This window comes from Candidatus Zixiibacteriota bacterium (assembly GCA_035380245.1).
Lineage (GTDB): Bacteria > Zixibacteria > MSB-5A5 > GN15 > FEB-12 > DAOSXA01.
The window spans coordinates 986,017-1,010,104 of sequence record DAOSXA010000001.1 but is presented as its reverse complement, the minus strand read 5'-3'; the positions used below and the strand labels follow the sequence as shown (position 1 = coordinate 1,010,104).

Below are 24,088 nucleotides of genomic sequence, written 5' to 3'. Positions count from 1 at the left end.
ATCCGTTACTGCCCCGACTGAAGATTCCTGAGCGAGAAAATATCCTTGTCCAGCTTGATATCGAATTTTGCCACGGTATAACGAATCACCGTCTTGTGTCCTTCCTTGGTCGTCGGCACCATCGCCATCGTCGCGGGGAGCGTACGGCCGTCGAAAGTCCTGACGTCGGAGTAAGTCATCACCCGCATTAACTCCTTCTTTTCGTCATAATAGCGCTGCCAGACCGGAAGGCGCGTATCTTTCTCGACCCCTATCACGATGTTGCCCCACACCACGGCCAGGTCCGGACGCGGGATGCAGTTGATGTAATAAAGATTCTCATCGCCGCTGTCGGAGGGAATCAACTCGTAGGAATAATCATCGAAAAACGAGGACTCCTTGACCAGGTCGTCGTTAGTGAAATCGGAGCCCATCCAGGAACCCATCATCATCGACGGCGGTATTTTCATCACTTTGTCGGTTTTGGGAAGGTAGTTCCACATTTCGTTGTCGATCCGCAGCGTGGTAACCCCTTTTTCTTTCAGCGGTTCGTTGATGCGAATGAAAGTCTTGTCCATCCCCTCGCTCCAGGCATCCATCTTCAGGGTTCGCTGCCAGTGGGGAGTGACGATCTCCATCTCCATCTCGGCATAACTGCTGGATGAACGATAGAGCCGATCCACCTCGTTGACCAGGCTGTCGACCAGCGGATCACCGCTCTTTTTCAACTGCGCCCGGACCGCGACCACGCACAACAAAACCACCAGCCCCGTTGTCGTCCATATCCGAATCATTGCTTTATCTCCCTTGTCCTGGAGCTTTTTTTCTTACTTCGGGCCGCCCGGTTACTCAATCCCGACAAAATCATGTCTGCCAACCTGGGGCCGTTTATACCCTTTTTCATTGGCGTTACCCGGAGCGCCATCTGGAACCAGAGGCCGTCGATTGTCGCCAGGATCATCGCGGCGAAAAATCGTGCGTCGACCGGCCGAAACACTTTCCGGGCGATTCCCTTTTCGATTATACCGGCCAGGTCCGCAATCGCCTTGCGATAGGCATCGGTCATTTCAAAAAGCGGTGAGGCGCCGTTCTTGCGCGGGATACCACCGGCATAGAAATCGAAAAGACCGTCCACCAGATCCTCGCGTTCGCACAGGAATTCAATCGAATAAACGACATAGCGCCGAATCTTTTCCGCCGGGTCCTCGATTCCGGCCATCCGTTTCCCTATGTATTCGAGAAATTCGGCGAAGAACATCTCGAAAACCCCGGAAAGCATCTTCTCTTTACTGGGGAAGTATTCATAGAGAGTGCCCTTGCCTACCCCGGCCTGCTCGGCTATTTCAATCATCTTGAAGCCGTGCATTCCTTTGCGTGCCACCACCTGAAGCGCAGCCGACAGGATCTGTAATCTTTTCGATTCTTTATCCGCGGTTCTCGGAGCCATCGTATTTCTCAATCTTCAATACCGACCAGTCGGTCAGTTATTATACTCTACAATGCGAGTGATGTCAATGGATACCCCGGCAAAGCCGCATTATTCCGTCTACAACCGTATAAAACGAACCCGGTGATCGGGGGATGATCACCGGGTCGATTAATACTACTACCTATTGCAGCAGAGGAAATTTACGGCAGCCCTTACCGTAAGAGGAGAAGTTTGCGTGTGGCCGTGGTGTTGTCCGTTGTCAGCCGGTAGAAATACACTCCGGAGCCGACGGGGTGACCGCTCGAAGATGTGCCGTTCCAGACAAACTCATGCTGTCCGCTCTCCAGGCGATCATCGACCAGCGTAGCCACTTCCTGACCGAGCACGTTATAAATACGAAGTTGCACCCGGCCCGGAGCAGCCAGACTGAACGATATGGTGGTTTGGGGATTGAACGGATTCGGGAAGTTGTTCAGAGCCGTCACCTGCTGAGACGTGTCGGCGCCGATTGCCAGAGCTACTTCAAACACCAGCACGCCTTCATAACCCTCGACATCGAACAGAATCGAGTCATGGTATAGACCCTCCATGAACCCGGTCGGATCGACCTCGATAAAAATCATGTCGCCTACCGTTCCCAGGGTATCACGAAGTGAGACGAAGCTCTCGGGACCGCCAAGCACATGGCCGATAAACATTGCCAGCGAGTCGGCGTAGTGAATTACGGTCGTGCGTTCCTGAATATCCGTGTCTCCTTCATACGCGACGAATCGCATCCAGTAAGGGTCGAGCCAGGCACTACCGTCACCACCGGTACCGCCGCCGCCGGAAGTCGTGTCGCTGACGTTGATCTGCAGATAGCAGTACACCGGGCCGGCGTCCGGCAAGGCGTCGTTATCGAGATAGAAAGCCAGCGTGTCGACATAAATACCGGCCGTAAGACTGGACAAACCGACCATAGTGAAGTCGAAATAGTCACCCGTATAACCGGTCGTCGTCTCAAGTTGCACCAGATCGTTGATCCCCTGGATCTCAACGTAATAACCTTCCGGATCACCCGGATAACTCACCAGAACGCTCACATCGAGCGACGTGTCCGTTCCCTCCGGCATGTAGATCGTTACTTCCGATGGAGTCAGTACGAACAGACTGTCATAACCGCCGGAGTTTTCCTCGATCACGAGCGACAATACGCACGGCACCGGATCACCCGCTCCGTTGGCCCGGAAGTCCAGCGTGTCGACGTAAGTTCCCGGAGCCATGGAAGCTGCCGTGACGATACCGACGAAGAAATTCTCGTTGGTATAACCGCTGCTGTCGAACATCACCGTGAAGTCATTGTCGTCTCTGACAGTCACCAAATACGGGGTAGGTGGATTCGGGGAACTGACCAGAATCGGTTGCAGCAACATGCTGTCCACACCGGCCGGCATGTTGAACGAGGCGATATCGGGCCAGAGAGTCAGAGGATTGTTTTCCGAAGTATCATCTCCAACCACCAGGGTGATGATCTGGTCTACTTCCGTATTCGTTACTCCGTCGACCCAGACCTTGATCGTGTCGTAATACCAGCCCGGCTCCAGCCCTTCCGCTGAGACGGTGAAGTCCAGGTCCTCATCGGTGATACCGACAGGTTCTTCCATCATCACAAAGGACTCCGTGCCGTAGATACCGATCAGGTATGGAGCCGGAGCGTTGGTTGAATAGACATGTATAACGCCATTGGCGCCGACCTCATCTCCCTGGGGCAGGTAGAAAATCGAGTCCGGCTCGATCATGACCCAGGCGCTGTCTCCGACGAGCGTGGTATCACTTATGACCAGCGTGATTGGAATGCCCAGTGCGCCGGAGATACCCTCGACGGATACTTCGATAATACCTCCGTAAGAGCCCGGTGTGCCGATCAGCGACGGGTCGACGCTGAAATACAGACTGTCGTCGTTGGTAGTCCCAGAAGTTGTTATGAGAGACAGGAATTCCGATCCCGTGACAATCGTCGCCGAGAAAGCCGCCGGGGCGTTGGTCGAGCTGATCAATGACGCGCCGTAGTACGGTGTTGTCGCGCCTGTTTCGTCGATAAATTGGAAATACGACGGAGAGGCGACGGCCGTCGGGTCCGGCGGAGTTCCGGGCACCACTCTCTGACAAACCACCAGATCAACGGGATCGACAATGCCGTCTACCCAGAATCGGATAATGTTGTAATAATCGCCTTCATCCGCGAATTCAGCCGCCATAACGATCACCGAGTCGTTGGTCCGACCGGTCCCCGGAAATACATTGGCAAAGATCGAGTCCACTTCGATCAACTCGTAGGTGTAGTCGGCAGGAGCGTTGGTAGACTGGATCCACGCTATTCCCATCGGGGAATAGACATACTGTCCACCCTGGACCACCTCAATGATGAGGGTGTCGGGGGTAACGGTAGCATAATCGCCCGAGCCTGCGACATTCAAAGCGGCAACTGGATCAACCAGCCCGGCGCCGAGCAATCCGGCAATAGTTGGATTGACGCCGTCGATATCATCGGCCGTATTTCTCAGAATCCAGCTTAACGCGGCCGGTGTAATATCGGGATCGCTCTGAATAAGCAGCGCGGCCGTGCCGGTTACGAACGGTGTGGCGAAACTGGTACCGCTCCACCAGGCATAATCGGTTCCCAGATATCCCGAGTAGATGTCCGATCCGGGAGCGCAGAGATCGATAAAATTACCGAAGTTCGAATAGTCCGAGAGAGTCAGATCATCTTCGATCGCTGCTACGGCCGTCACGCCATCTTCAGCGGCGGGATAGGTCAGATCCGAAACATTTTCATTGCCGGCCGCTGCAAATACCGCCACTCCCTGCGAAACGGCATAGGCAATGGCATCACGAACGGCCAGATGCCGTTCAGTAAGCACGAGGCTGAGGTTGATGACATCACAGCCGTCCTCAACCGCCTGCTCGATCGCTCTGGCCAGCGTGAAACCGTCACCGTAACCGTTGATGTTGATTACCCGGTAAGAGCGAAGTTCCGCATCGGGAGCCATGAGATGGAGGACACCGCCGACGAAGGTTCCGTGCCCGGAAGACGGCCCACCGGTCTCATCGGAGGCATCGATATCACCGTCAACGAAGTCATACGCCGAAACGGCTTTCCCCTCGAACAACGGGTGCGTTAACTTCATGCCGCCGTCGATCACCGCAATCGTGACTCCGGCGCCCGTGGCCGACATCTGAGCATCATCGAGGTTCAGCAGATCTGCCGCAGGCTGTTGATGATAGCTGCCGGAACTGGCCTCATCGGGAAAAGGATAACTCCCCTGCACCGGATGCAATTGCACGAAATGGTAGTTCGGGTGGGCGTATTCCACTTCCGGCTGGTTGGCCAACTGACCGCTGATTTGCTCCAGATCGATTCCATCGTTGACGTAGATCAGATACGCCCCCGAGTGACCCAGATAACCGGCAACTCCCATTCCGACACCTTCGATAACGGCATCGACAGAGTTGATATCCTCGGCGAATTTGACAACCAGTTGACCCGGTACGTAAACGGATGTGACTATCGGATCGGAAGCCTTGGTGGTGCCTTTGTCCAGCACGGTATTGCCGGAACCATCACTGGCCAGGGCCGTCACCGCCAGAAACAACAGGCAAAGCACACATCCCGTGGATATCGTCCGGATCAGTCGTTTGGGATCAGGAGTGTGATGCATAATCGGTACCTCTTGGATAAGTATTCATATACCTTTTCAGTCAGCGCCGAAAGCGGAGAACGCTCCCCAGTGGTAAGCTGAAGGATACCGTTCCCGCACCGCCAGAGAAGACCGGCGTACCGCTTCGGCAGGCTTATTGCCATCTATATAATTTCGATAGAGTTCGCTCATCCAAACGGACGTGGATTTATCGGCTACGGCCCAGTTACCGGCAACTACCGTACGTGCGCCCATTTCCAGCAATGCCCGCACGAGTCCGGCTGATTCCTCGGCCGGAAGACCCGCTTGTTGCCCGGTCCGGCAGGCAGCCAGGGTAACGAGTGCGACGCGGTTATGGCGCAGGCGAAAGTCGGCCGCGAACATCGGTCCATCAGCCAGATGCAACGAAGAGTAGAACGGATTGTCAGTACGCAACGAAGCATGCCCGGTGTAATGCCAGAGACGATAGCTGCCGCTTTCCGGCCAGTCCTCACGACGACAGGGATCGGCAACCTGGACGGACAGATCGCCGAGGCTGTCAAGAACCATATCCAGTTCATCCCGGACATGGCGAAGTCCGTCGACCGGACCGACGAACACACGAGCCTGTTGCGAGCGACAATTCTGCTCGCGAGCAAACTCGTAATGCCGCAAACTCGGCGAGAAAACCAATTCGTGGCGATCCAGCAGACAGGTTCCCCCGTTGCCGCGCAACGCCTGCCAGGGCAAACCACTCAACTGGCCCTCGGGGATAATCAGCACCCGGCGACTCTGAGCCGGAATCTCCAGCGGCGGCAGCAGCCAATGACCGATACGTGAAAGTATGCGTGTCTCATCATCCAGTTCCGATCGACGTAGTTTCCCCCGCCGGTTCGGGACGCATTCGACGAAATAGCGCCATTGCCCGATCAGATGTCGTAGCGTAAGAGCGCCGTCGGCATAACGATACGAACGGCACTCACCGCGTCGGTGCACGAAAGCGACGATATCCTGAGGTCCGACATAGAACTGGACAATCGGCATTTGATAAGAACGGCGGGCGAACCCGGCCGCGATTTGTTCGAAAGTGGAAATATCCCCCTGGGCTTTTTCGACCGCGGCGAGACCATCGCGCACTTCTCGCTGCATGGCCAGCAGGCGGCGGGAGCGACGGCGGCGCACGGAGAGGCCGCGTTCCGAGGGATCGTTCAGATTGCCGCTGATCGAGGCCACCTGATCGGCAAGCTGTGCCAGGCTTTCGGTCACGCGCTGTCGTTCGGGCTTGTCGGCGGGATCGCTCAGCGTTGACCAGAGTCCGGTGGTCTTAAGACGTTCCGACCACACCGCCGCCTTGAGCGGCTCCCGTTCGGCCTGAGATTCCACCAGTTTGCGATGCGGTTCACTGCGCGTGGCAAAAAACGACGACCTCATTTCCACCGGAGGCAGCTTGGCGCGGACGGCATCGAGCAGCTCGGCCGCCTGCGACCAGTGGCCGATCGCTCGATCCAGATCATCCGCCTCGGCGCAACGATCACCACGCAGAGTGTGATAACCGGCTAAAAGATGCGGGACGGTATGCACGGCGGAATTGCGTGCCAGCCGGTCGAGGGCGCGGTCGTCATCGCTGGTCTGGGAGGCAATTTGAAGATCACATATAGCGGCCCAGAGCGGCAACTGCGCTCGGCGGAAACGGCGGCGGGCCGCTTTCATTTTAAGCGTGCGGTTTTTGGCCGACCGGTCAAGACGCGCTTCGGTCAGCGCTACAGCCGCACTGAAACCTTCGTTACGCACCGCTTCGAAATTGCGACCGGCATCCTTCAACATCTGTCGCGCTTCGGCGTTACGGCCCAGTCCGGACAAGGCCTGTGCTCCGAAAAAACAGCCCTTGGCTAATTCGTATTTAATTTGCAGATCTCTGGCCGAGGTAATCGCCCGGCGGGCGTCATGCAGCGCATCCTGATATAAGTTCAATCCCAGGAACGCCTCAGCTCGATCGAGACGGCAAAGGACCACTTCCCGACGCTGACCGCCCTGAAGATAGGATGTCTCACATTCGTTAAGCTCGATCAGGGCGCGATGAAAATCTCCCTGCAGCATGTGGATCCAGGCCAGACCGTAAAGGCACGAAGTGGCGTGCAGTTGATGGCCGTGACGGGTAAACAGTTCGTGCGCCGAGCGATAACGTTCTATCGCTCGTTCGAAATCGAAAAGTTGTACCAGGGTGTTGGCCTGGTTGTAATAACACAAGGCAACCGCTACTTCAGCACCGGTACCCTCGAAATAAACAGCCGCCTGCTGATAACGACGATGCGCCTCACGATGGCGGTCCATGCGATGCAGCAGGTTGGCAAAATTGACCTGGGTCTTGGCGATGTCGGCCTGAGCTTTGAGTCGCCGGAATGTGCCGAGCGCCATCCCGGCCCGTTTGCGTGCTTCGTTGAAATCGTTCAGATACATGTAGATATCAATCAGGATACGATCGATCCGAGCACGCGCCATGGCGTCCTTTTTGACAATTTCTCGGGCCGCCAGGTAATGCTTCCGCGCCTCTTGATATTGACCGGCAACAACCAGGGCCCAGCCGAGCGCGCGTAGGGCAATTGCCCTGGCCCGGTCGTCGAGTTGTCCGGCCCGGGTCAGGAAGCTCCGTCCGAGCGCTATAGATGAATCAGCCGACCGCTGTGTCTCGGTGCGGACGAGACGGTCACAGGCGGCAACCATCTCGGCCTGGCCGGATGAACCCAGCGCCCCGGTCTGCAAAAATTCTTCAACCGCCCTGCGTGATATGTCGGCTTCGGTTACCATGCTATCTCATCGAATTGAATGATGTGATCGTAAGAAAGCGCCTGTACGAGCCTCGGCACCTGCCGCGAGGACCAGAAAAAGAAACCGCCCGGACCGGCCAGGAAACGGCGTCCGCCGACCCGCAGCACGAAATCGTGGGCGACTTCACTACCTTTGTATATTCGCGCGGTGAACTCCCAGACCTGTCGGCGTTTTTCCGCTACGATTTCTATCGTATAGCGACCCGCCTCGAAACGCAGGCGGCGGACATGACCGTCGATCGTGTCGCGAAGACTCGGTGACAAGGCCGTCGACCAGGAATCGTAAGTAAGTTTGCCGGATGCGGGATGGTCCGGGTCGACCGGTTCGAACAACATCGGAATCGTACTGCAACGCTGGATCATCTCATCGGATGGCTCAGCCAAAGCGGTAGATCCAAAATTAAGAGCGGTACCAAGGATATCTTCCAGGGCCGGGATCCGTGTTTTGCGACTTGAAGTCGAACCGGCCTTTTGCCTGGATTTAGAGAGTTTTTTGTCGCTGTTGCGTTTCATTTTTTTACGTATTCCGCTCTTTTTTCACCCCAAGGATCATCGAGACGCGAATTTAGTCCCATTCGAAGCCCATTATTTTTAAAATTCTTCTAAGTTTGTTGAGACAGCGAGAACGCAAAGAACCTATGGAGTTGATGTTAACTCCAAGACTGCGAGCCAGTTGGTTGTAGCTGACCTGAGTCGCCCCAAGATACAGCGCACGGATCAGACGTTGACAGCGAGAGTCCATTTGTCTCATGGCCTGTCCGACTACCGCTTCGTATTCTAGCTGTTGAACGATTTCATCGGGAAGTCGAGGCGACGGCGTCCGATCCTGTTCGGAATCACTCCTGATCGGCCTCAGTCGCTGAGCGATGTAGATGGCTCGTCGATGGGTGGTGCGAATTAACCAGGCCGGGAGACTGACCGGATCTTTAATTGTGAACCGTCGCCGATAAAGCGCCAGCCAGGTGTATTGGGCGCAGTCTTCGGCATCGGCGGTTTCGAGACCGACCCGGACGGCAATGCTGAAAACCAGGGGTGAATAAGTCGCTACCAGTTTCTGCCAGGCAGCATGATTTCCCTGGAGCACAAGGTCCCAGATTTCATGTATGTTGTCTGTCATGGACAAGGCCTCAAAATGGCCCGCAACGCGACAAAACTGTAAGGCGGTATACTTGGTACTCTCTTATACGACCCGCAAAGCCCACGGATTCGGCAAACCGGGTTCAACCGAAATATACAAAGGTTCTCGAAATACCAAGAGAAATCTGCAGGAAAAGGCTGTTTTGAGAATTATGGACAATACCGGGCGACGATATTGGCCTGTTCGATAATGAAGAATAAAAAGCTGCCGGATCAACTCACCAACTGACGATGCCATGAATAAGCAATAGGGGCTGATTCCGCTTTGAATACTTTGAAAAAGTTATACGCGTGGATATTCAACAAACCACAAACGTAATGTGGGCGACACAAGGCCGCCCGCTACGCGAGGTTGAGATTCTTTAATACGTAGCAGCAGGGCTTATTTCTGCCACAAAAAAAGGTTTCTCAACACTCCCCTCCGCTCTGGGATTTGCCGTGAAAGCGGTTTGCGATCACGCTCATTAAATCAAATGGAAAACCCGCTTTGGCCGTTACCAAGGCGGGTTTTCTTATCTTCAGCGAGCTGCTTTCAGTTGGTCGCAACCACCTCACGAGTCTTTTTATAATTCTCGTTAACCGCCTCCCAGTCGATGACGTTAAAAAACGCCTCGATATATTCGTTGCGGAGACTCTGGTACTTGAGATAATAGGCATGCTCCCAAACATCGAGACCTAGCACCGGTGTTTTGCCGTGCGACAGCGGGCTGTCCTGGTTGGAAGTACCCATAATCTGAATTTCACCCCCCTTGCCGATTACCAGCCAGGCCCAGCCGGAACCGAACACCGACATGGCGGTGGCGGCGAACTCTTTCTTGAACTGGTCAAGACTGCCGTATTTGGCCGTAATGGCCTCAGCAATCTCGCCCTTGAATTCGACGCCCTTCTTGAGAATCTTCCAGAAGAACGTATGGTTCACATGTCCCCCGCCCTGATTGCGAACAGCGGTGCGAATCTCCTGCGGAACCTCATCGAGGTTGCTTACCAGTTCTTCGGCGCTCTTCTCGGCCAGAGCCGCATGACCCTCGAGGGCTGCGTTGAGCTTGTTGATATAACCCTGGTGATGTTTGGTGTGATGGATTTCCATGGTACGGGCATCGATATAAGGCTCCAGGGCATCGTAAGCGTATCCGAGTTCGGGCAATGTATGTTTCATTTTAATGCTCCTTTCAGCCACCGGTCACATAGAGTATATCGACCGGCGTTGTCTACATTCATTTATTGAATACTAACACCGCCCGGTTTCTAATGTTCCCCGAAATTGTTCATTATCGAAATCGATAGCTGCAGATCAGGGGAGTGTTGAAAAAGACATACGCCCGGATACTCGTAATGCAGGCGACACAAGGCCGCCCGCTACGCGAGATTAGGGCTCTTTAACGCGTAGCGGCGGGGCTTGTCTCCGCCGCGATTGAGGTTTGTCAACAATCCCCCTGGAGCCGGGTGTAACCGGTATTGATACAAATTCACCGTTAATTTAGGTTTGTATAGAACCGGTTCGCTTCGTATACTATCTACTGCAGGATGGAACAACCTAATATAAGCAACGAATACGATTCAATAGGTAACGCTCAAGGCGCATAAGCATTAATGCGTCCGGAGATGGGTTTGGAGTATATCCGGCTCTGTCTCGAAAGCAGTACTATGGTTGGCTTCAAGAGCGATGCTGTAACCAGTAAGGAGGGAAGCCCGTGAATTGAGTTAATGATGCTGTTTTCCGCGGTTTTTCGAGTAACTACTTCACTTCGTCAGGAGGTTTTCATTAATGAAGACTAGAGTAACTCTAACTGTGTTGTTGATCCTTAGCTTCGTCTGTCTCAGCGCCTTCGCCGAGGATTTCCAGATAAAGCAAGCTCGCGATTATTCTCAGAGTCCGGAGTATGTTCCCGGTGAAATAGTCGTTAAATATAAGGACGGGATAAACGACGGCCAGAGATCCGGACTGAACATGGCTCTCGGCACGGCGGTATTGTCGACCAGCCAGTACACCGGCATAAGTCGCATTGCCGTTCCGGAAGGCAAGACCGTTGAAGAAATGGTAGCGGCTTACGAGGCCGATCCGACGGTTGAATACGCCGAACCGAACTATTATTTCCACGCATTGATGACTCCCAACGACACTTATTACTCGTACCAGTGGCATATGCCGATGATCAACATGGAAAGCGCATGGGATCTAAGCACCGGTTCGGGTGTGACGGTAGCGGTGATCGATTGCGGTGTGGCTTATGAAGATTATGGTTCGTTCTCTCAGGCTCCGGATCTGGCCGGAACCAATTTCGTTTCCGGGTATGATTTCGTAAACAACGACAGCCATCCGAACGATGATGAGGGGCACGGCACACACGTAACCGGCACCATCGCTCAGACGACCAACAACAACCTCGGTGTAGCCGGTGTTGCTTTCAACTGCAGCATCATGCCGGTCAAGGTCCTGGATGCTTCGGGCAACGGCAGCTTGACCGATGTGGCCGATGGTATCATCTGGGCCGCCGACAACGGCGCCGATGTCATTAATATGAGTCTCGGGGCGACTTCTACCACCACGACTCTTCAAAATGCCTGTAACTACGCCTACAATCAGGGCGTAACGATCGTCTGTGCAGCCGGCAATGCAGCCAACAGCACGCCACAATACCCGGCTTCTTATTCGTCCTGCATCTCCGTTTCGGCGGTAGGCTTTGACAGCAGTCTGGCTTATTATTCGAGCTACGGCTCATACGTCGATATCTGCGCCCCCGGTGGAGACCTCACTGCCGATGAAAACGGTGACGGCTATTACGACGGCGTCCTGCAGCAGACGCACGATGGCTCCAACTACGGCAGTTTCGGTTATTATTTCTATCAGGGTACTTCAATGGCCTCACCGCACGTGGCGGGTGTGGCGGCTCTGATTCTGGCCAAAGCCGGCGGCGGCGGTTCGCTGACTCCGGATCAGGTCAAGGATTATCTCACCAGCACGGCAGTCGATCTCGGTTCGTCGGGCCGGGATAATTATTTCGGCTACGGCCTGGTAGACGCCAACGCGGCGGTCAGTGCGGTCGGCGGCGGCGGTAATCCGCCAGTGGCTGATTTCTCAGCCTCGACCACTTCCGGTTGCGCCTCGCTTGCAGTGACGTTCACCGATGCGTCGACCAACGATCCGACTTCATGGTATTGGAATTTCGGTGACGGCGGCACTTCGACAGCTGAGAATCCGTCGCATACCTACAGCGCGGCCGGCACTTATACCGTGACCATGACCGCGACCAACGATTACGGCAGCGATACCGAAACCAAGACCAACTATATCACGGTTACGACGACTCCGACTGCGGGCTTCACCGGCACACCCACCTCCGGCGAAGTTCCTTTGGCGGTCAGTTTCACCAACAGCTCCAGCGGAGCAACTTCATATAGCTGGAACTTCGGTGACGGCGGAACTTCCACGGCGACTAGTCCGTCGCATACTTACACTGCGGCTGGTACTTATACGGTCGTTCTGACGGCGACCAATTCCTGCGGCAGCGATACCTACACGCGCACGGATTACATCACCGTCACTTGCACGGAACCAACCGCGTCCTTCACGGGTACACCGACTTCGGGTGAAGTACCGCTCGTGGTTGCCTTCACCAACGGCTCCAGCGGAGCAACTTCGTACAGTTGGGATTTCGGCGATGGCGGAACTTCCACAGCGACTAGTCCGTCGCATACTTACACTGCGGCTGGTACTTATACGGTCGTTCTGACGGCGACCAATTCCTGCGGCAGCGATACCTACACGCGCACGGATTACATCACCGTCACTTGCACGGAACCAACCGCGTCCTTCACGGGTACACCGACTTCGGGTGAAGTACCGCTCGTGGTTGCCTTCACCAACGGCTCCAGCGGAGCGACCTCGTACAGTTGGGATTTCGGCGATGGCGGAACTTCCACGGCGACTAGTCCGTCGCATACTTACACTGCGGCCGGCACCTATACGGTTGTTCTGACGGCAACTAATTCCTGCGGCAGCGATACCTACACGCGTACGAATTACATTACCGTCACCTGCACCGCTCCGACCGCTTCGTTCACCGGCACACCAACTTCGGGTGAGACTCCGTTGACCGTTGCTTTCACCGATGCTTCCACCGGCGCCACCTCCTGGAGCTGGAATTTCGGTGACGGTAACACTTCGACGGCTGAGAATCCGTCGCACATTTATACCGACGCCGGTACCTACACCGTATCCCTGACGGTGACCAACTCCTGCGGCAGCGACAGCTACACTGCGACCGATTACATTACCGTCACCTGCACCGCCCCAACCGCCTCGTTCTATGCTTCGCCCACCTTTGGCGACACCCCGCTGACGGTTGATTTCTACGATGGATCAACCAACGCTACTGCCTGGAGTTGGGACTTCGGCGACGGCGGAACCTCGGCCGACCAGAATCCGTCCCACACCTACACAACTGTCGGCACCTATACCGTGTCTCTGACAGTGACTAACTCCTGTGGCAGCGATACCTATACGGAGACGGATTATATCACGGTGAATGAGTCCACCGGCAGCTATTGTGACGACTTCAACGATGGTGACGTATCCGATTGGACGGTTATTTCCGGCGACTGGACTGTCTCCAGTGGTCAGCTTGTAGGCTACGTTTCCAGCGGCAACGGCTATATCATGTCGCCGTTCGGGGATGTGTCCGATGCGACGATCACAGTGGACTGGACCTCGTTGAGCGGGGGAAGTTTGACCAACGGTATGGTGGTATTCGGCTATGAAGATGCCAACAACTATCGCGTGGCCGATTTCCGCGATGGCGCCAACGCGTGGTATATCCGTGAATTCATCAACGGTACGCAGTATAACCGCGCTTCCGCCTCCGGGACCATCAATACTAACCAGCAATATGCTATGACGATAACAATTGATGCCAGCGGGCTGGTTACGGTTGCTGCCGATGGCGCGACAAAAGTCTCCTATAACTTCAGCGATGTGCAGACTGGTCAGGTAGGCCTTGAGGTCAACCGGTCACAGTCGCAGTTCGACAATTTCTGCGTTGATTACGAACCGGTAGCCGGGGACCCGCCGACAGCCGGATTCTCGGCGACTCCCACCTCCGGCGAAGCGCCTCTGGCGGTTACCTTTACCAACAGCTCTAGCGGTGCGACGTCATACAGTTGGGACTTCGGCGACGGCGGCACTTCCACGGCCACCAACCCGTCGCACTCATATACCGCCGTCGGTACTTACACCGTCTCTCTGACCGCCACTAACGCTTATGGCTCCGACACTGAGACCAAGACGAACTACATCACTGTCGCCTGCACCGAGCCGACGGCCTCCTTCACCGGTACACCGACCTCGGGTGAAGTCCCGTTGACGGTTGCCTTTACCAACAGTTCGAGCGGTGCGACATCGTACAGTTGGAACTTCGGTGACGGTAACACTTCCACGGCCACCAGCCCGTCGCATACCTATACCGCTATTGGTACCTACACGGTAACCTTGACGGCGACCAACTCCTGCGGCAGCGACACCTACACCGCGACGAACTACATCACCGTCGTCTGCACCGAGCCGACAGCCTCCTTTACCGGTACACCGACCTCGGGTGAAGTCCCGTTGACGGTTACGTTTACCAACGGCTCCAGTGATGCGACGTCGTACAGTTGGGACTTCGGCGACGGTAACACTTCCACCGCCACCAACCCATCGCATACCTACACCGCTATTGGTACCTACACGGTAACCTTGACGGCAACCAACTCCTGCGGTAGCGACACCGAGACCAAAACCAACTACATCACCGTCGTCTGCACCGAGCCGACAGCTTCCTTCACCGGAACGCCGACCTCAGGTACAGCCCCATTGACAGTCGCCTTTACCAACGGCTCCAGTGATGCGACGTCGTACAGTTGGGACTTCGGCGACGGCGGCACTTCTACGGCCACCAACCCGTCGTACACCTACACTGCGGCAGGCACTTACACGGTCACTCTGACGGCAACCAACTCCTGCGGCAGTGACACCTACACCGCGACGAACTACATCACGGTCAATGAAGTCGGTGAAAACTTGATGCACGTGTACAACATCACCGTGACCCGTGTCCGTTACTGGTGGTATTATTACGGTCAAGCAGTTGTAACGGTTTACGACCAGAACAACAACCCGGTCGAGGGCGCAACGGTTTATGCCAACTACAGCGGTCCGAATTCCGGCAGCTCCAGCGCTGTGACCAACAGCAGCGGCCAGGCGACATTGACCTCTGCCAATGTGTACCGCCCGCGTGTTGAATGGTGCTTCGAGGTCTCTGATATCCAGTTGACCGACTGGACCTATGATCCGACAGCCAACGAAGTCACCGAAGCCTGCCAGAGCGGTTACGTTTACGATGCGGGCGCTGTGGAACTGGTTCCAAACGAGTATTCACTCGGACAGAACTTCCCTAACCCGTTTAACCCGGTCACGACTATTGCTTTCAGTCTGCGTGAGGCCGGCCCGGTACAGTTGATTGTTTATAACGTCAACGGCCGAGCGATTGCCGTCCTGGCAGATGAAGTTATGTCCGCCGGTTCGCATGAGATCTCATGGAATGCTTCCGACTACGGCAGCGGCGTTTACTTCTACAAACTGGTGACAACTGACTTCACCGATACGAAGAAGATGATTCTGCTGAAATAGTCTATCCTCCTTTCTGTAAAAAAGGCAGGCCCCAGGGCCTGCCTTTTTTTGTTACACAAAAATACTATCATATTGCATTACAATAAGATAAATCAAGGTTTCCACCTGATCCTGCTTGAAAAAACACCCCAAAAAACGGAACAAAAAAACTCAATATTATGTTGACATTTCCGTCAAAACTGACGATAGTGTCAAAAATGACAAGAGCGTCGAAGTTGACGCTACCGTCAGAGTGGAACGAAATGAGATGCATATGACAGCTTCTACAGATTCCGGCAAGAATCCCTCCCGGCAGAAGCGGCGTTACGGTCGCACTCGGAGACAGATTCTTGAGGCGGCGCGCGCGGTGTTCGCGGAGCGGGGTCTCGCTGCGGCGACGGTTGAAGAGATTGCGGATCGGGCCGATGTCGGTCGGGGTAGTGTGTACTATCATTTCGAGAACAAGGATGACTTGATCAGCGAGTTGATGACTGCCTTACTGACCGACCTGAGTAATCAGATGAAGCGGCAGTGTTCGGGAAAAGAAGAACTTTACTCGATGCTCGAGGCGATCATCACGGCGCATATCGAGTTTTTCAGTCGGCGGTGGGAGGATTTTGTCCTGTACTACCAGGGCCGCGCCGATTTGACCTTGAACGAAAGTTACGGAGGGCTGGAAACGCCCTTCCTGAAATATATTAGTTGTATCGAACAACTGGTTGACGAGGTCATTTCGCCTCCGATATCAAAGCCGCGTCTGCGCCGTCTGGCCTGCGCCGTTGCGGGGTTCATCTCCGGCTATTATTCGATTGCTTCCGTCAGCTCGGTGGATGATGACGTCGATCGGTCGTTCATGTCGCTCAGAGATGCTTTTGTGGTGGCTCTGGCGCGTTTCATTCGTGAAGCGCTGCCGGATCCGAAGGATATTAACTGACTGCGCAAAGGTAGACGAGCAACGTTCGACCTGAGATAACAGAATCAGCCGGGCGTCAGGGAAGGCGACTTCAGGCGACGAACCTGAATCACGTGTCCCGCGATCTTTTAAGATCGATGCGGATAACAGCTTAACCACCCAAAACAGTTTTTTTATCATCAGTTCCAAGGTGCAGACTGCCCTGGAATAATTAGATGAAAGGGTTCAAAAAATGGAAGCAACTGTCGTCAAGAAGTCGTTTGAGTCGGGTCAGGCCGTAAAGGATGTAACGAGAAAATTATCGGCTTGTTCTGAACTCAAACAGTACCACTCCGAGGATATCGAAAAGGCCTGGGGGTTGGCTTGTAGTTTCGACATCTACAACTGCAATCCCGGTACTATTCGCGATGCCGAGGCGATCAAACGGTTCGTGGCCGAGTTGTGTGATTTGATCGACATGAAACGTTTCGGTGAGTGTGTTGTGGTAAACTTCGGTGAGGATGAACGGGTTGCCGGTTTTTCGATGACGCAATTGATAGAGACCTCTCTTATTTCAGCCCATTTCGCCAACGCCGCCAACACAACTTATCTCGATGTGTTCAGTTGCAAACCGTACGACCCGGCCGTGGTTGAGCAATTCGCCCTGCAATTCTTCGGCGGGACTAACTGTATCACCCATATCAGTCTGAGGCGCTAACGATGATACGGATCGAGACTATTCGTAATCTCGATGAATGCCGCGACGTCTGGCGGCAGCTTATGCCTCAGGAGTTGGTTTCGGATCTGTGGGAAGTCCGCGATTGCTTTAACCGGTATTACCAGCATCCGGCTCATTTCGTGGTTGCCCATGAAAACGGCCGTCTGTGCGGTCTTTTACCGATGTCCTGGAACCGCGAGACCGGTCAGTATACTTACTTTCCCGGTGAAACCTGGGAAGGCAAAACCTGGCTGGAACAGAATCGAATCATCGCTGAAAGCCCGGAGATGCTCGAAGCGATGTTGGCCGTCCTGAGGCGTCCTTATCAGCTTCGTTATCTCCGTACCGAGGGACAATTTGTCGGACGACTGGAAAACGTCGATGAAATCGGTTATTTGTTCCTACCCTCGGAGCACGAATTCAGTGTAGACAAGTACCTTGAGGCATTTTCACATAAAACCGCCAAGAAACTCCGCAAGGAGCTGGCTCATTGGGACGAACATGATGTGCACTGGCGCATCAACGATCCCGACGATTTCGAACTGCTCATACAGATGAACCGCAGCCGCTTCGGACGGCTGTCATATTTCGACGACGAACGCTTCCTGGGCAGTTTTCGAGCCATGGAGAATCTCCTTCAGGAACGCGGCTGGCTGCGCATAGTCGCGGTGATCGTTGACGGCGAGCCGGCGGCCATCGACATGGGCAGTCTCTATCGCGATATGCTGACCATGCTGGCGGGGGGTACCTCCGAGGCATTCCCCGGTATTGCCAAGTTGATCAACATGCATCATATCGCCTATGCCTGCGAGAATCGCCTGGACAGTGTCGATTTCCTTTGCGGCGACTTCAACTGGAAAACGCTCTTCCACCTGACACCGGTTCCCCTTTACGTACTTCAGAGCATAGTTTCGACCGGAATCGAGAAAACTGTCCCGCATCCGCTCGCAGCGATGGCCTCCGTAACGGAGTTCTCTCTGGACGGAGTCAGCCATGGCTAGTCAGCGGGTTCTTGTAGTCGGTACTACCCCCGATTACATAGCCCACATCGACACGCGTTACCCCGGTCGGGCTTTGTTTCTGACCGATCCGGTCCTGCGTCGTGCCAGTCGTGAGCCGGCTCCGGATGAAATGTCGGAGTTACTAGTTGATCTGATGCAGTCCGACCGCGTGATGTCGTTGTTGACGGAGCATCTATCGCATTACGGACTGGAACTGAGCGGAATCGTCTGTTACGACTGTGAATGGCTCACGCTAGCCGCTCAACTGGCTGCCAGGCTCAGGCTGCCGTACCCGGCTCTCCCGGCAGTGCGGCTGAGTCGTTCGAAATACCTTACCAAGCAGCGCTGGATTGAACACGGTATTCCCTGCCCGGCAGTCAAGCTCGTGGCCGCGACCGATGATGCCCTGGCGTTTGCCCGAAAAGTGGGTGGTGAAATCGTTTTGAAACCACTCACCGGCAGCGGCAGTGAACTGACTTTCCATTGTGAAGACCAGGCACGCATTCTTCAAGCCATGCGCATCATCGCCAAGGGCCTGACTCAGCGCGGTTCATTGCCGATGTATCAACCGGACAATGAAAGCACCGCGTATATCGATCCCCGCAGCGCCGTGGTGGCTGAGGCATTCATCGCCGGTAATGAATACAGCGCCGATATCCTTCTCGACGGCGCCCACTTCGAAATCATCCGCATTGCCCGTAAATATCGCGGTGACGACTATCCGTTCGGCACGACCCTGTCATACGAACTACCTGCATCGGACCATGAACTGCACGATTACCCTCAACTGGCGGACATCCTGCGCCGTGCGGCCGAATCGCTGGGACTGCAACGATCGCTCTGCATGGTGGATTTTATCATTGGGTCCGAGGGTCCGACTCTCATTGAATTGACTCCCCGCATCGGCGGCGATTGCCTGCCGCCCCTGATCGAAATGAGTTGCGGCCTGGATACGATTGCCCTGGCGTTGGACTTTGCCGAAGGGAAAACCATCACCCTGCCTCCCGCCGACCGATGGCGACACATGATCGGCCGTCGTCTGTTCGCGGCACATGCGGGACATATTCGACATATCGATATATCACGCGCCGCAGCGGACCCCCGGGTAAAAGATATTTACCTCAAACGTGCTCCCGGGCATCGCGTGGTGTTGCCTCCAAAAGATTACGATTCATGGTTATTGGGACATATCCTCTTCGCCCCGGCTACGCGCCCGAATATCATTATTCAGGCCGACCAATTGGCTTCACTCGTCAAGGTGGAAATGGAAACGGAAGATGACCAAAAACGTGTCTCTGTGCATCCAGCAGGCCGTTGATCAACTTCGCGGCCGGACTCCTCGCCTTAATCCGGTGGATTTGCGTCGGACGGTGCAGTCGTTTCTGGATCGCCGACTTCAATTCCTTTCGACAGCGGCTGAACACGGCTCTCCTCTCTACGTGATCGACGGCGAAGCTCTGCATGAGCGAGCGACTCGGTTTTCACAGGTATTCGCCCATATCTGGCCTCGCACTGAACTGTATTATGCATTAAAAAGCAACAGCCACCCGGCTGTTTTGAGTCATCTGATCGCAGCCGGTTGCGGCCTGGATGTATCATCCGGTCTCGAGTTGAGAACCGCCTTGGAACTTGGTGCGGAACGAATTGTTTTCTCCGGCCCCGGTAAAAGGACTGATGAGTTACGCCTGGCTTTGAGTCATCGCGAACGCGTTACCGTTCTGATCGACAGTTTCTCGGAACTCGAGAAACTTGGCAACCTGGCGGAAGAAGCCGGGGTTGATATCCGCGCCGGGGTGAGACTTACTACCGACGACAACGGAATCTGGCGCAAGTTCGGGATTCCCCTGGAACGTCTGGGAGAGTTTTTTGATAAGGCTGCCGAACAGACTCATGTCGATCTGCAGGGAATTCAGTTTCATCTGAGTTGGAATATGGACTCTGGACCGCACGTGCTATTTATCGCTCGGCTCGGCGCTGAACTGCGACGTCTCTCCCCCGCCTTGCGTAAACGTATCAAATTCATTGACATCGGCGGCGGGTATTGGCCCGAAGAAGGAGAATGGCTTCAAACAGCAGCTACTCCTCACGGACAGTTGACGGCTGCTGCGGGATCGGCGCCGATCGTTTATGATGAGCATTATTCCAATCCCGCCAGCACCCTGGAGAGTTTTGCCGATCATATCGGTCAGGCTTTGAAAAAACAAATCCCGGCAGATATCGACTGTACCATCTGTTTCGAACCCGGACGTTGGATATGCCACAGCGGCATGCATATCCTGCTGACGGTCGTAGACCGAAAATCTTCACGCGTGGTTATTACCGACGGCGGCACCAACGCGGTCGGCTGGGAACGTTTCGAGAACGACTACTTCCCGGTGATAAATCTTTCCCGACCGAGTCTCGAAGAACACGAATGTCTCGTGGCCGGGTCGCTCTGTACACCGCATGATCTGTGGGGTTACGGGTATTTCGGAGCGGACATTCGCACGGGCGATGTGTTGCTTATGCCGAATCAGGGCGCTTACACTTACAGTTTGCGCCAGGAATTTATCAAACCACTGCCGACCTCGGTCGAACTGGCACGAATCGAGGAGTAGTGATGAAAAGCCCGCACTCGTTGAAATCGGCGGCAAGGTGGGCGACGCAAGGCTGCCCGTTACGCGGGAACCGGATACCTGAAGGCGTAACCGGAGAGCTTGCTTCCCCGGCAATTATGAAAAATAGTGCAATCGATGACTGAAAGGCTCGGATTGTCGGGCGCAACGATAGTAACATTCAACCTTAATGATAGCATCTTAAACGGGTAATTTGTCATGGGTCGCTCAAAGAAAGGTCGCACCTGCCCGAAATGCGGCAGCAAGGATGTCCTCTTACAGGATACGCTGGAAGATCAGACGCAGGTATATCTGTGCATGGACTGTGATCACGTGTTCGAGATCGGCGGTCGCTTCGATCGTAAAAACGATCGACGCACCGAGCGCGATAAGATCAAAGACACGGCACGTCGCCAACGAGATATCGATCCGCATTCAGGGAGATAAACCATCTTAGGGGCCGGCGGCGTAACAGCCGTCACCCGGAAATATCACCATGAAACCAACAGAATCTTCGGTTGAGTTTCTCGCCGAGGCGGATCGCGCCAATCACATCGCACGGGTTGACGAACGTGAAGAGTTGATCAACCTCGGCGGAAACTATGACTATCTTAGCCGAGCATATTATGTCTCGCGAGATCTCGAACACGCCGGCAAACCGATTCGTCCCAACTGCCGTCAGATGCTCGATGCCTATGTTCCCCCTCTCTTCCTGGAAAAAGCACGTCTGGCAAACGTGCCTATCCCGGAATTTTATATCAGCAACGGTTTTTTTGAGCCACCGGCGATTGTTGATCCGATCAATCCTTTCACCCTGCGCGGCCGGGTCGTCATGAAGCCCGGACGGGTGAAGACTATCTCACGCTCGTTGACTCGCAATCACACTTACGCCGTCTGTTGTCAGGAAATTCCTCCACAGGCTCGGGTGATTCGCTTTCGAGCCATTCTCGGCTGGACCGTGTCGCCTTCATTGCGAGAGGCGGCAGCGATGGTCTGGAACGTATTTTCCATCCCGCTGGCGACCGTAAGAGCCCTGAAACTCGAGGATGGATCGGTTCTCCTCAGCGACATTGCACCGCTGTATCTGGAAGATCTTAAACCACGCGAGATGCACCATCTTAAGGAGCGGGTAAAATGGGTCAACTAGGAATTTACGTTGAACGCTATACTATCTCCAGCTCCGATGAGATGAATTCTCTGATGCGTCTGAGTCAGATAGCGCGCAAGCTCGGGCACCGGGCCGATTTTCTTTTTCGTCCCGACATGTATAAAATACCATTGTACGATGCGATCTACATCCGGGCGCTGACCGATCCGCTCAACTCCGCTTATGTCGCAGCGCGTCTGGCGGAGATGCACGGTATTCGGGTAATCGACGATCCCGAATCGATCCGGATCTGCTGCGATAAAGTCAACATGTACCAGCACCTGCTGGCGCGCAAAGTGCCGATCCCGGCCACTCGTTTTATCGAGCGCGAAGATATCGACACGGAAACCGCGAAAAAAGTGCTCGAGGAACTGGGTGTTCCCGTGGTACTCAAGGCACCCAACAGCAGCTTCTCGATGTACGTGGAGAAAGCAGCCACACCCGCCGAACTGGTTGCGGTCGCGAAACGTTTCGCCCGCCGCGCTCATCGCATCGTAGCGCAGGAGTATATGCCTTCATCGTTCGACTGGAGGGTGGGTCTTCTCGGAGGAGAACCGCTTTATATCTGTCAATACACGATCCCGAAAAAACGCTGGAAGATTCTCAGCTATACGGCCGAGGGCCGCACGGTATACGGCCCGGTTAAGGCTGTTCCGATCAACGCCGCACCGAATGAGCTAATCCGAACCGCCAGGGAAGCGGCTCGAGCTGTAGGCGACGGTCTCTACGGCGTTGACTTGAAGCAATTCGATGATCGTTTCGTTGTAATCGAGGTGAACGACAATCCTACCATCAACGCCGGTGATGAGGATGTGATGAACGGCGACCTGTACGAGCACCTGATTCATTTCCTCCTCGACGAGCGAGGACACCATGAGTCCACACATTAAAATTCGCCAGGCTTCCGAACACGACCTGCCGTTTCTGCTCCGGCTCGAGGAAGCCGCTTTCAGTAAAGATCGCTTTACACACGATCAGATGGAGTACTTGCTGACCCGATCGCGGGCGACAACTTTCCTCCTGGAACTTTCGGGACAACCGGCCGGCGCCGCAATCATGCTCTGGCGCAACAACCTTCGCCTGGCGCGATTGTACAACATCGCCATCGATCCGACCATACAAAGTCGCGGATTGGGATCGAAACTGCTGAAAGCATGCGAACGTGAGGCGGTTTTACGCGGGTGCGACCGCATCTCCCTCGAAGTCCGCGAGGACAATACGACCGGAATTCGCTTTTACGAGAAACACGGCTACACGATTGAACGAGCCATGCCCGATTACTATTCGGACGGCATGACCGGTCTCAAAATGGCTCGATCCCTCGCTCCCGGCAAACCGCTCAGCCTGCGTCTCGATGTACCCTATTATGCCCAAACGCTGGATTTCACCTGCGGTCCGGCTTGCCTGATGATGACTCTCAAGTATTTCAATCCCAGGCTGGAACTGACGCGAGCGCTGGAGATGCAGCTCTGGAAAGAAGCGACTTTGATATTCATGGCTTCGGGATTCGGAGGAACGGACGGGTACGGTCTATCGCTGGCGGCATTCAATCGCGGCCTGAGAGGTCGTATCGTTATGTCGATGGACACGACGCCTATGCTCAAATCCGTTCGTACCCAGCAAAAACGTGAGGTCATGCGGATCGTGCATCGCGACATGAAACGGCGCGCACGCAACGCGGGACTGGCGATATCGGTTTATCAGTACGGGATCGAAGAGATCATTTCCGCCCTGCATCGAGGCTACCTGCCGATCGTTATGATCAGCACCTATCGTCTCACCGGCGACCGCGTGCCGCATTGGGTAATCGTTACCGGCCATGACGAACGGAATATCTATATCCATGATCCGGATATCGCGTCCTATCGCAAGAACCGGGCTCGGGCTCGAAATATCAAAATCGACAAGGATGAATTCCTGAAGATGAGTCGGTACGGCAAAGAGGTATATCGCTGTTTGCTGACCCTGGCTCAATCATCGCGACCGCAGGCCAAACCGACCCCCCGCTAATCAAGTCCGATCAGGGACAACTTGAGCAACTATCCTCTCACGGCCTCGTAAATCAAT

16 protein-coding genes and 1 pseudogene are annotated in these 24,088 nt (G+C 54.8%); 10 read left to right on the top strand and 7 right to left on the bottom strand.

Features of this window, described 5'->3' with window-relative positions; translation table 11 throughout:
- Nucleotides 1–5: 5 nt before the first annotated feature.
- The 7 genes from PLF13_03905 to PLF13_03875 form a co-directional block, all read right to left on the bottom strand.
- The gene (locus tag PLF13_03905; GenBank protein HOP06416.1) at nucleotides 6–773 is read right to left on the bottom strand and encodes an outer membrane lipoprotein-sorting protein; all 768 of its coding nucleotides are present in this window, start codon (nucleotides 771–773) and stop codon (nucleotides 6–8) included.
- The gene (locus PLF13_03900; protein ID HOP06415.1) at nucleotides 770–1,426 is read right to left on the bottom strand and encodes a TetR/AcrR family transcriptional regulator; all 657 of its coding nucleotides are present in this window, start codon (nucleotides 1,424–1,426) and stop codon (nucleotides 770–772) included. Before PLF13_03900 ends, PLF13_03905 begins: the two co-directional genes overlap by 4 nt.
- A gap of 194 nt (nucleotides 1,427–1,620) precedes the next feature.
- Nucleotides 1,621–5,106 carry a S8 family serine peptidase gene (locus PLF13_03895; protein HOP06414.1) on the bottom strand — a complete coding sequence of 1,162 codons (3,486 nt, stop codon included), beginning with the start codon at nucleotides 5,104–5,106 and terminating at the stop codon, nucleotides 1,621–1,623.
- 36 nt (nucleotides 5,107–5,142) lie between these two features.
- Nucleotides 5,143–7,869 (bottom strand): CHAT domain-containing tetratricopeptide repeat protein, encoded by a 2,727-nt coding sequence (locus PLF13_03890; protein HOP06413.1) that lies wholly within the window; start codon nucleotides 7,867–7,869, stop codon nucleotides 5,143–5,145.
- Entirely contained in the window at nucleotides 7,863–8,402 is a 540-nt protein-coding gene (locus PLF13_03885) for a hypothetical protein (GenBank protein HOP06412.1), read from the bottom strand. The genes PLF13_03890 and PLF13_03885 overlap by 7 nt, the downstream gene beginning before the upstream one ends.
- A gap of 52 nt (nucleotides 8,403–8,454) precedes the next feature.
- On the bottom strand, nucleotides 8,455–9,006 hold the full coding sequence (locus PLF13_03880; protein HOP06411.1) for a sigma-70 family RNA polymerase sigma factor: 552 nt from the start codon (nucleotides 9,004–9,006) through the stop codon (nucleotides 8,455–8,457).
- A 552-nt stretch (nucleotides 9,007–9,558) separates the two neighbouring features.
- Nucleotides 9,559–10,182, bottom strand: coding sequence for a superoxide dismutase (locus PLF13_03875; protein ID HOP06410.1), 624 nt, complete (start codon nucleotides 10,180–10,182; stop codon nucleotides 9,559–9,561).
- Between the two features lie 609 nt (nucleotides 10,183–10,791).
- On the opposite strand from PLF13_03875, the gene PLF13_03870 reads away from it, so the two are divergent.
- From PLF13_03870 to PLF13_03825, 10 genes and pseudogenes are all read left to right on the top strand, one after another.
- A complete protein-coding gene (locus PLF13_03870; GenBank protein ID HOP06409.1) occupies nucleotides 10,792–15,690 on the top strand; it encodes a PKD domain-containing protein in 4,899 nt (1,632 codons plus the stop codon).
- A 253-nt stretch (nucleotides 15,691–15,943) separates the two neighbouring features.
- A complete protein-coding gene (locus PLF13_03865; GenBank protein ID HOP06408.1) occupies nucleotides 15,944–16,603 on the top strand; it encodes a TetR/AcrR family transcriptional regulator in 660 nt (219 codons plus the stop codon).
- A 319-nt stretch (nucleotides 16,604–16,922) separates the two neighbouring features.
- A pseudogene (locus tag PLF13_03860) lies at nucleotides 16,923–17,279 on the top strand (S-adenosylmethionine decarboxylase).
- A 2-nt stretch (nucleotides 17,280–17,281) separates the two neighbouring features.
- Nucleotides 17,282–18,280 (top strand): GNAT family N-acetyltransferase, encoded by a 999-nt coding sequence (locus tag PLF13_03855; GenBank protein ID HOP06407.1) that lies wholly within the window; start codon nucleotides 17,282–17,284, stop codon nucleotides 18,278–18,280.
- The gene (locus tag PLF13_03850; protein ID HOP06406.1) at nucleotides 18,273–19,598 is read left to right on the top strand and encodes an ATP-grasp domain-containing protein; all 1,326 of its coding nucleotides are present in this window, start codon (nucleotides 18,273–18,275) and stop codon (nucleotides 19,596–19,598) included. Before PLF13_03855 ends, PLF13_03850 begins: the two co-directional genes overlap by 8 nt.
- Nucleotides 19,558–20,877 carry an alanine racemase gene (locus PLF13_03845; GenBank protein HOP06405.1) on the top strand — a complete coding sequence of 440 codons (1,320 nt, stop codon included), beginning with the start codon at nucleotides 19,558–19,560 and terminating at the stop codon, nucleotides 20,875–20,877. Before PLF13_03850 ends, PLF13_03845 begins: the two co-directional genes overlap by 41 nt.
- A gap of 216 nt (nucleotides 20,878–21,093) precedes the next feature.
- The gene (locus PLF13_03840; protein ID HOP06404.1) at nucleotides 21,094–21,321 is read left to right on the top strand and encodes a hypothetical protein; all 228 of its coding nucleotides are present in this window, start codon (nucleotides 21,094–21,096) and stop codon (nucleotides 21,319–21,321) included.
- A 49-nt stretch (nucleotides 21,322–21,370) separates the two neighbouring features.
- Complete coding sequence (locus PLF13_03835; GenBank protein ID HOP06403.1) at nucleotides 21,371–22,021, top strand: RimK-like ATPgrasp N-terminal domain-containing protein; 651 nt, start codon at nucleotides 21,371–21,373, stop codon at nucleotides 22,019–22,021.
- A complete protein-coding gene (locus PLF13_03830; protein HOP06402.1) occupies nucleotides 22,009–22,911 on the top strand; it encodes a RimK family alpha-L-glutamate ligase in 903 nt (300 codons plus the stop codon). Before PLF13_03835 ends, PLF13_03830 begins: the two co-directional genes overlap by 13 nt.
- A complete protein-coding gene (locus PLF13_03825; protein HOP06401.1) occupies nucleotides 22,895–24,031 on the top strand; it encodes a GNAT family N-acetyltransferase/peptidase C39 family protein in 1,137 nt (378 codons plus the stop codon). The genes PLF13_03830 and PLF13_03825 overlap by 17 nt, the downstream gene beginning before the upstream one ends.
- Nucleotides 24,032–24,088: the final 57 nt, after the last annotated feature.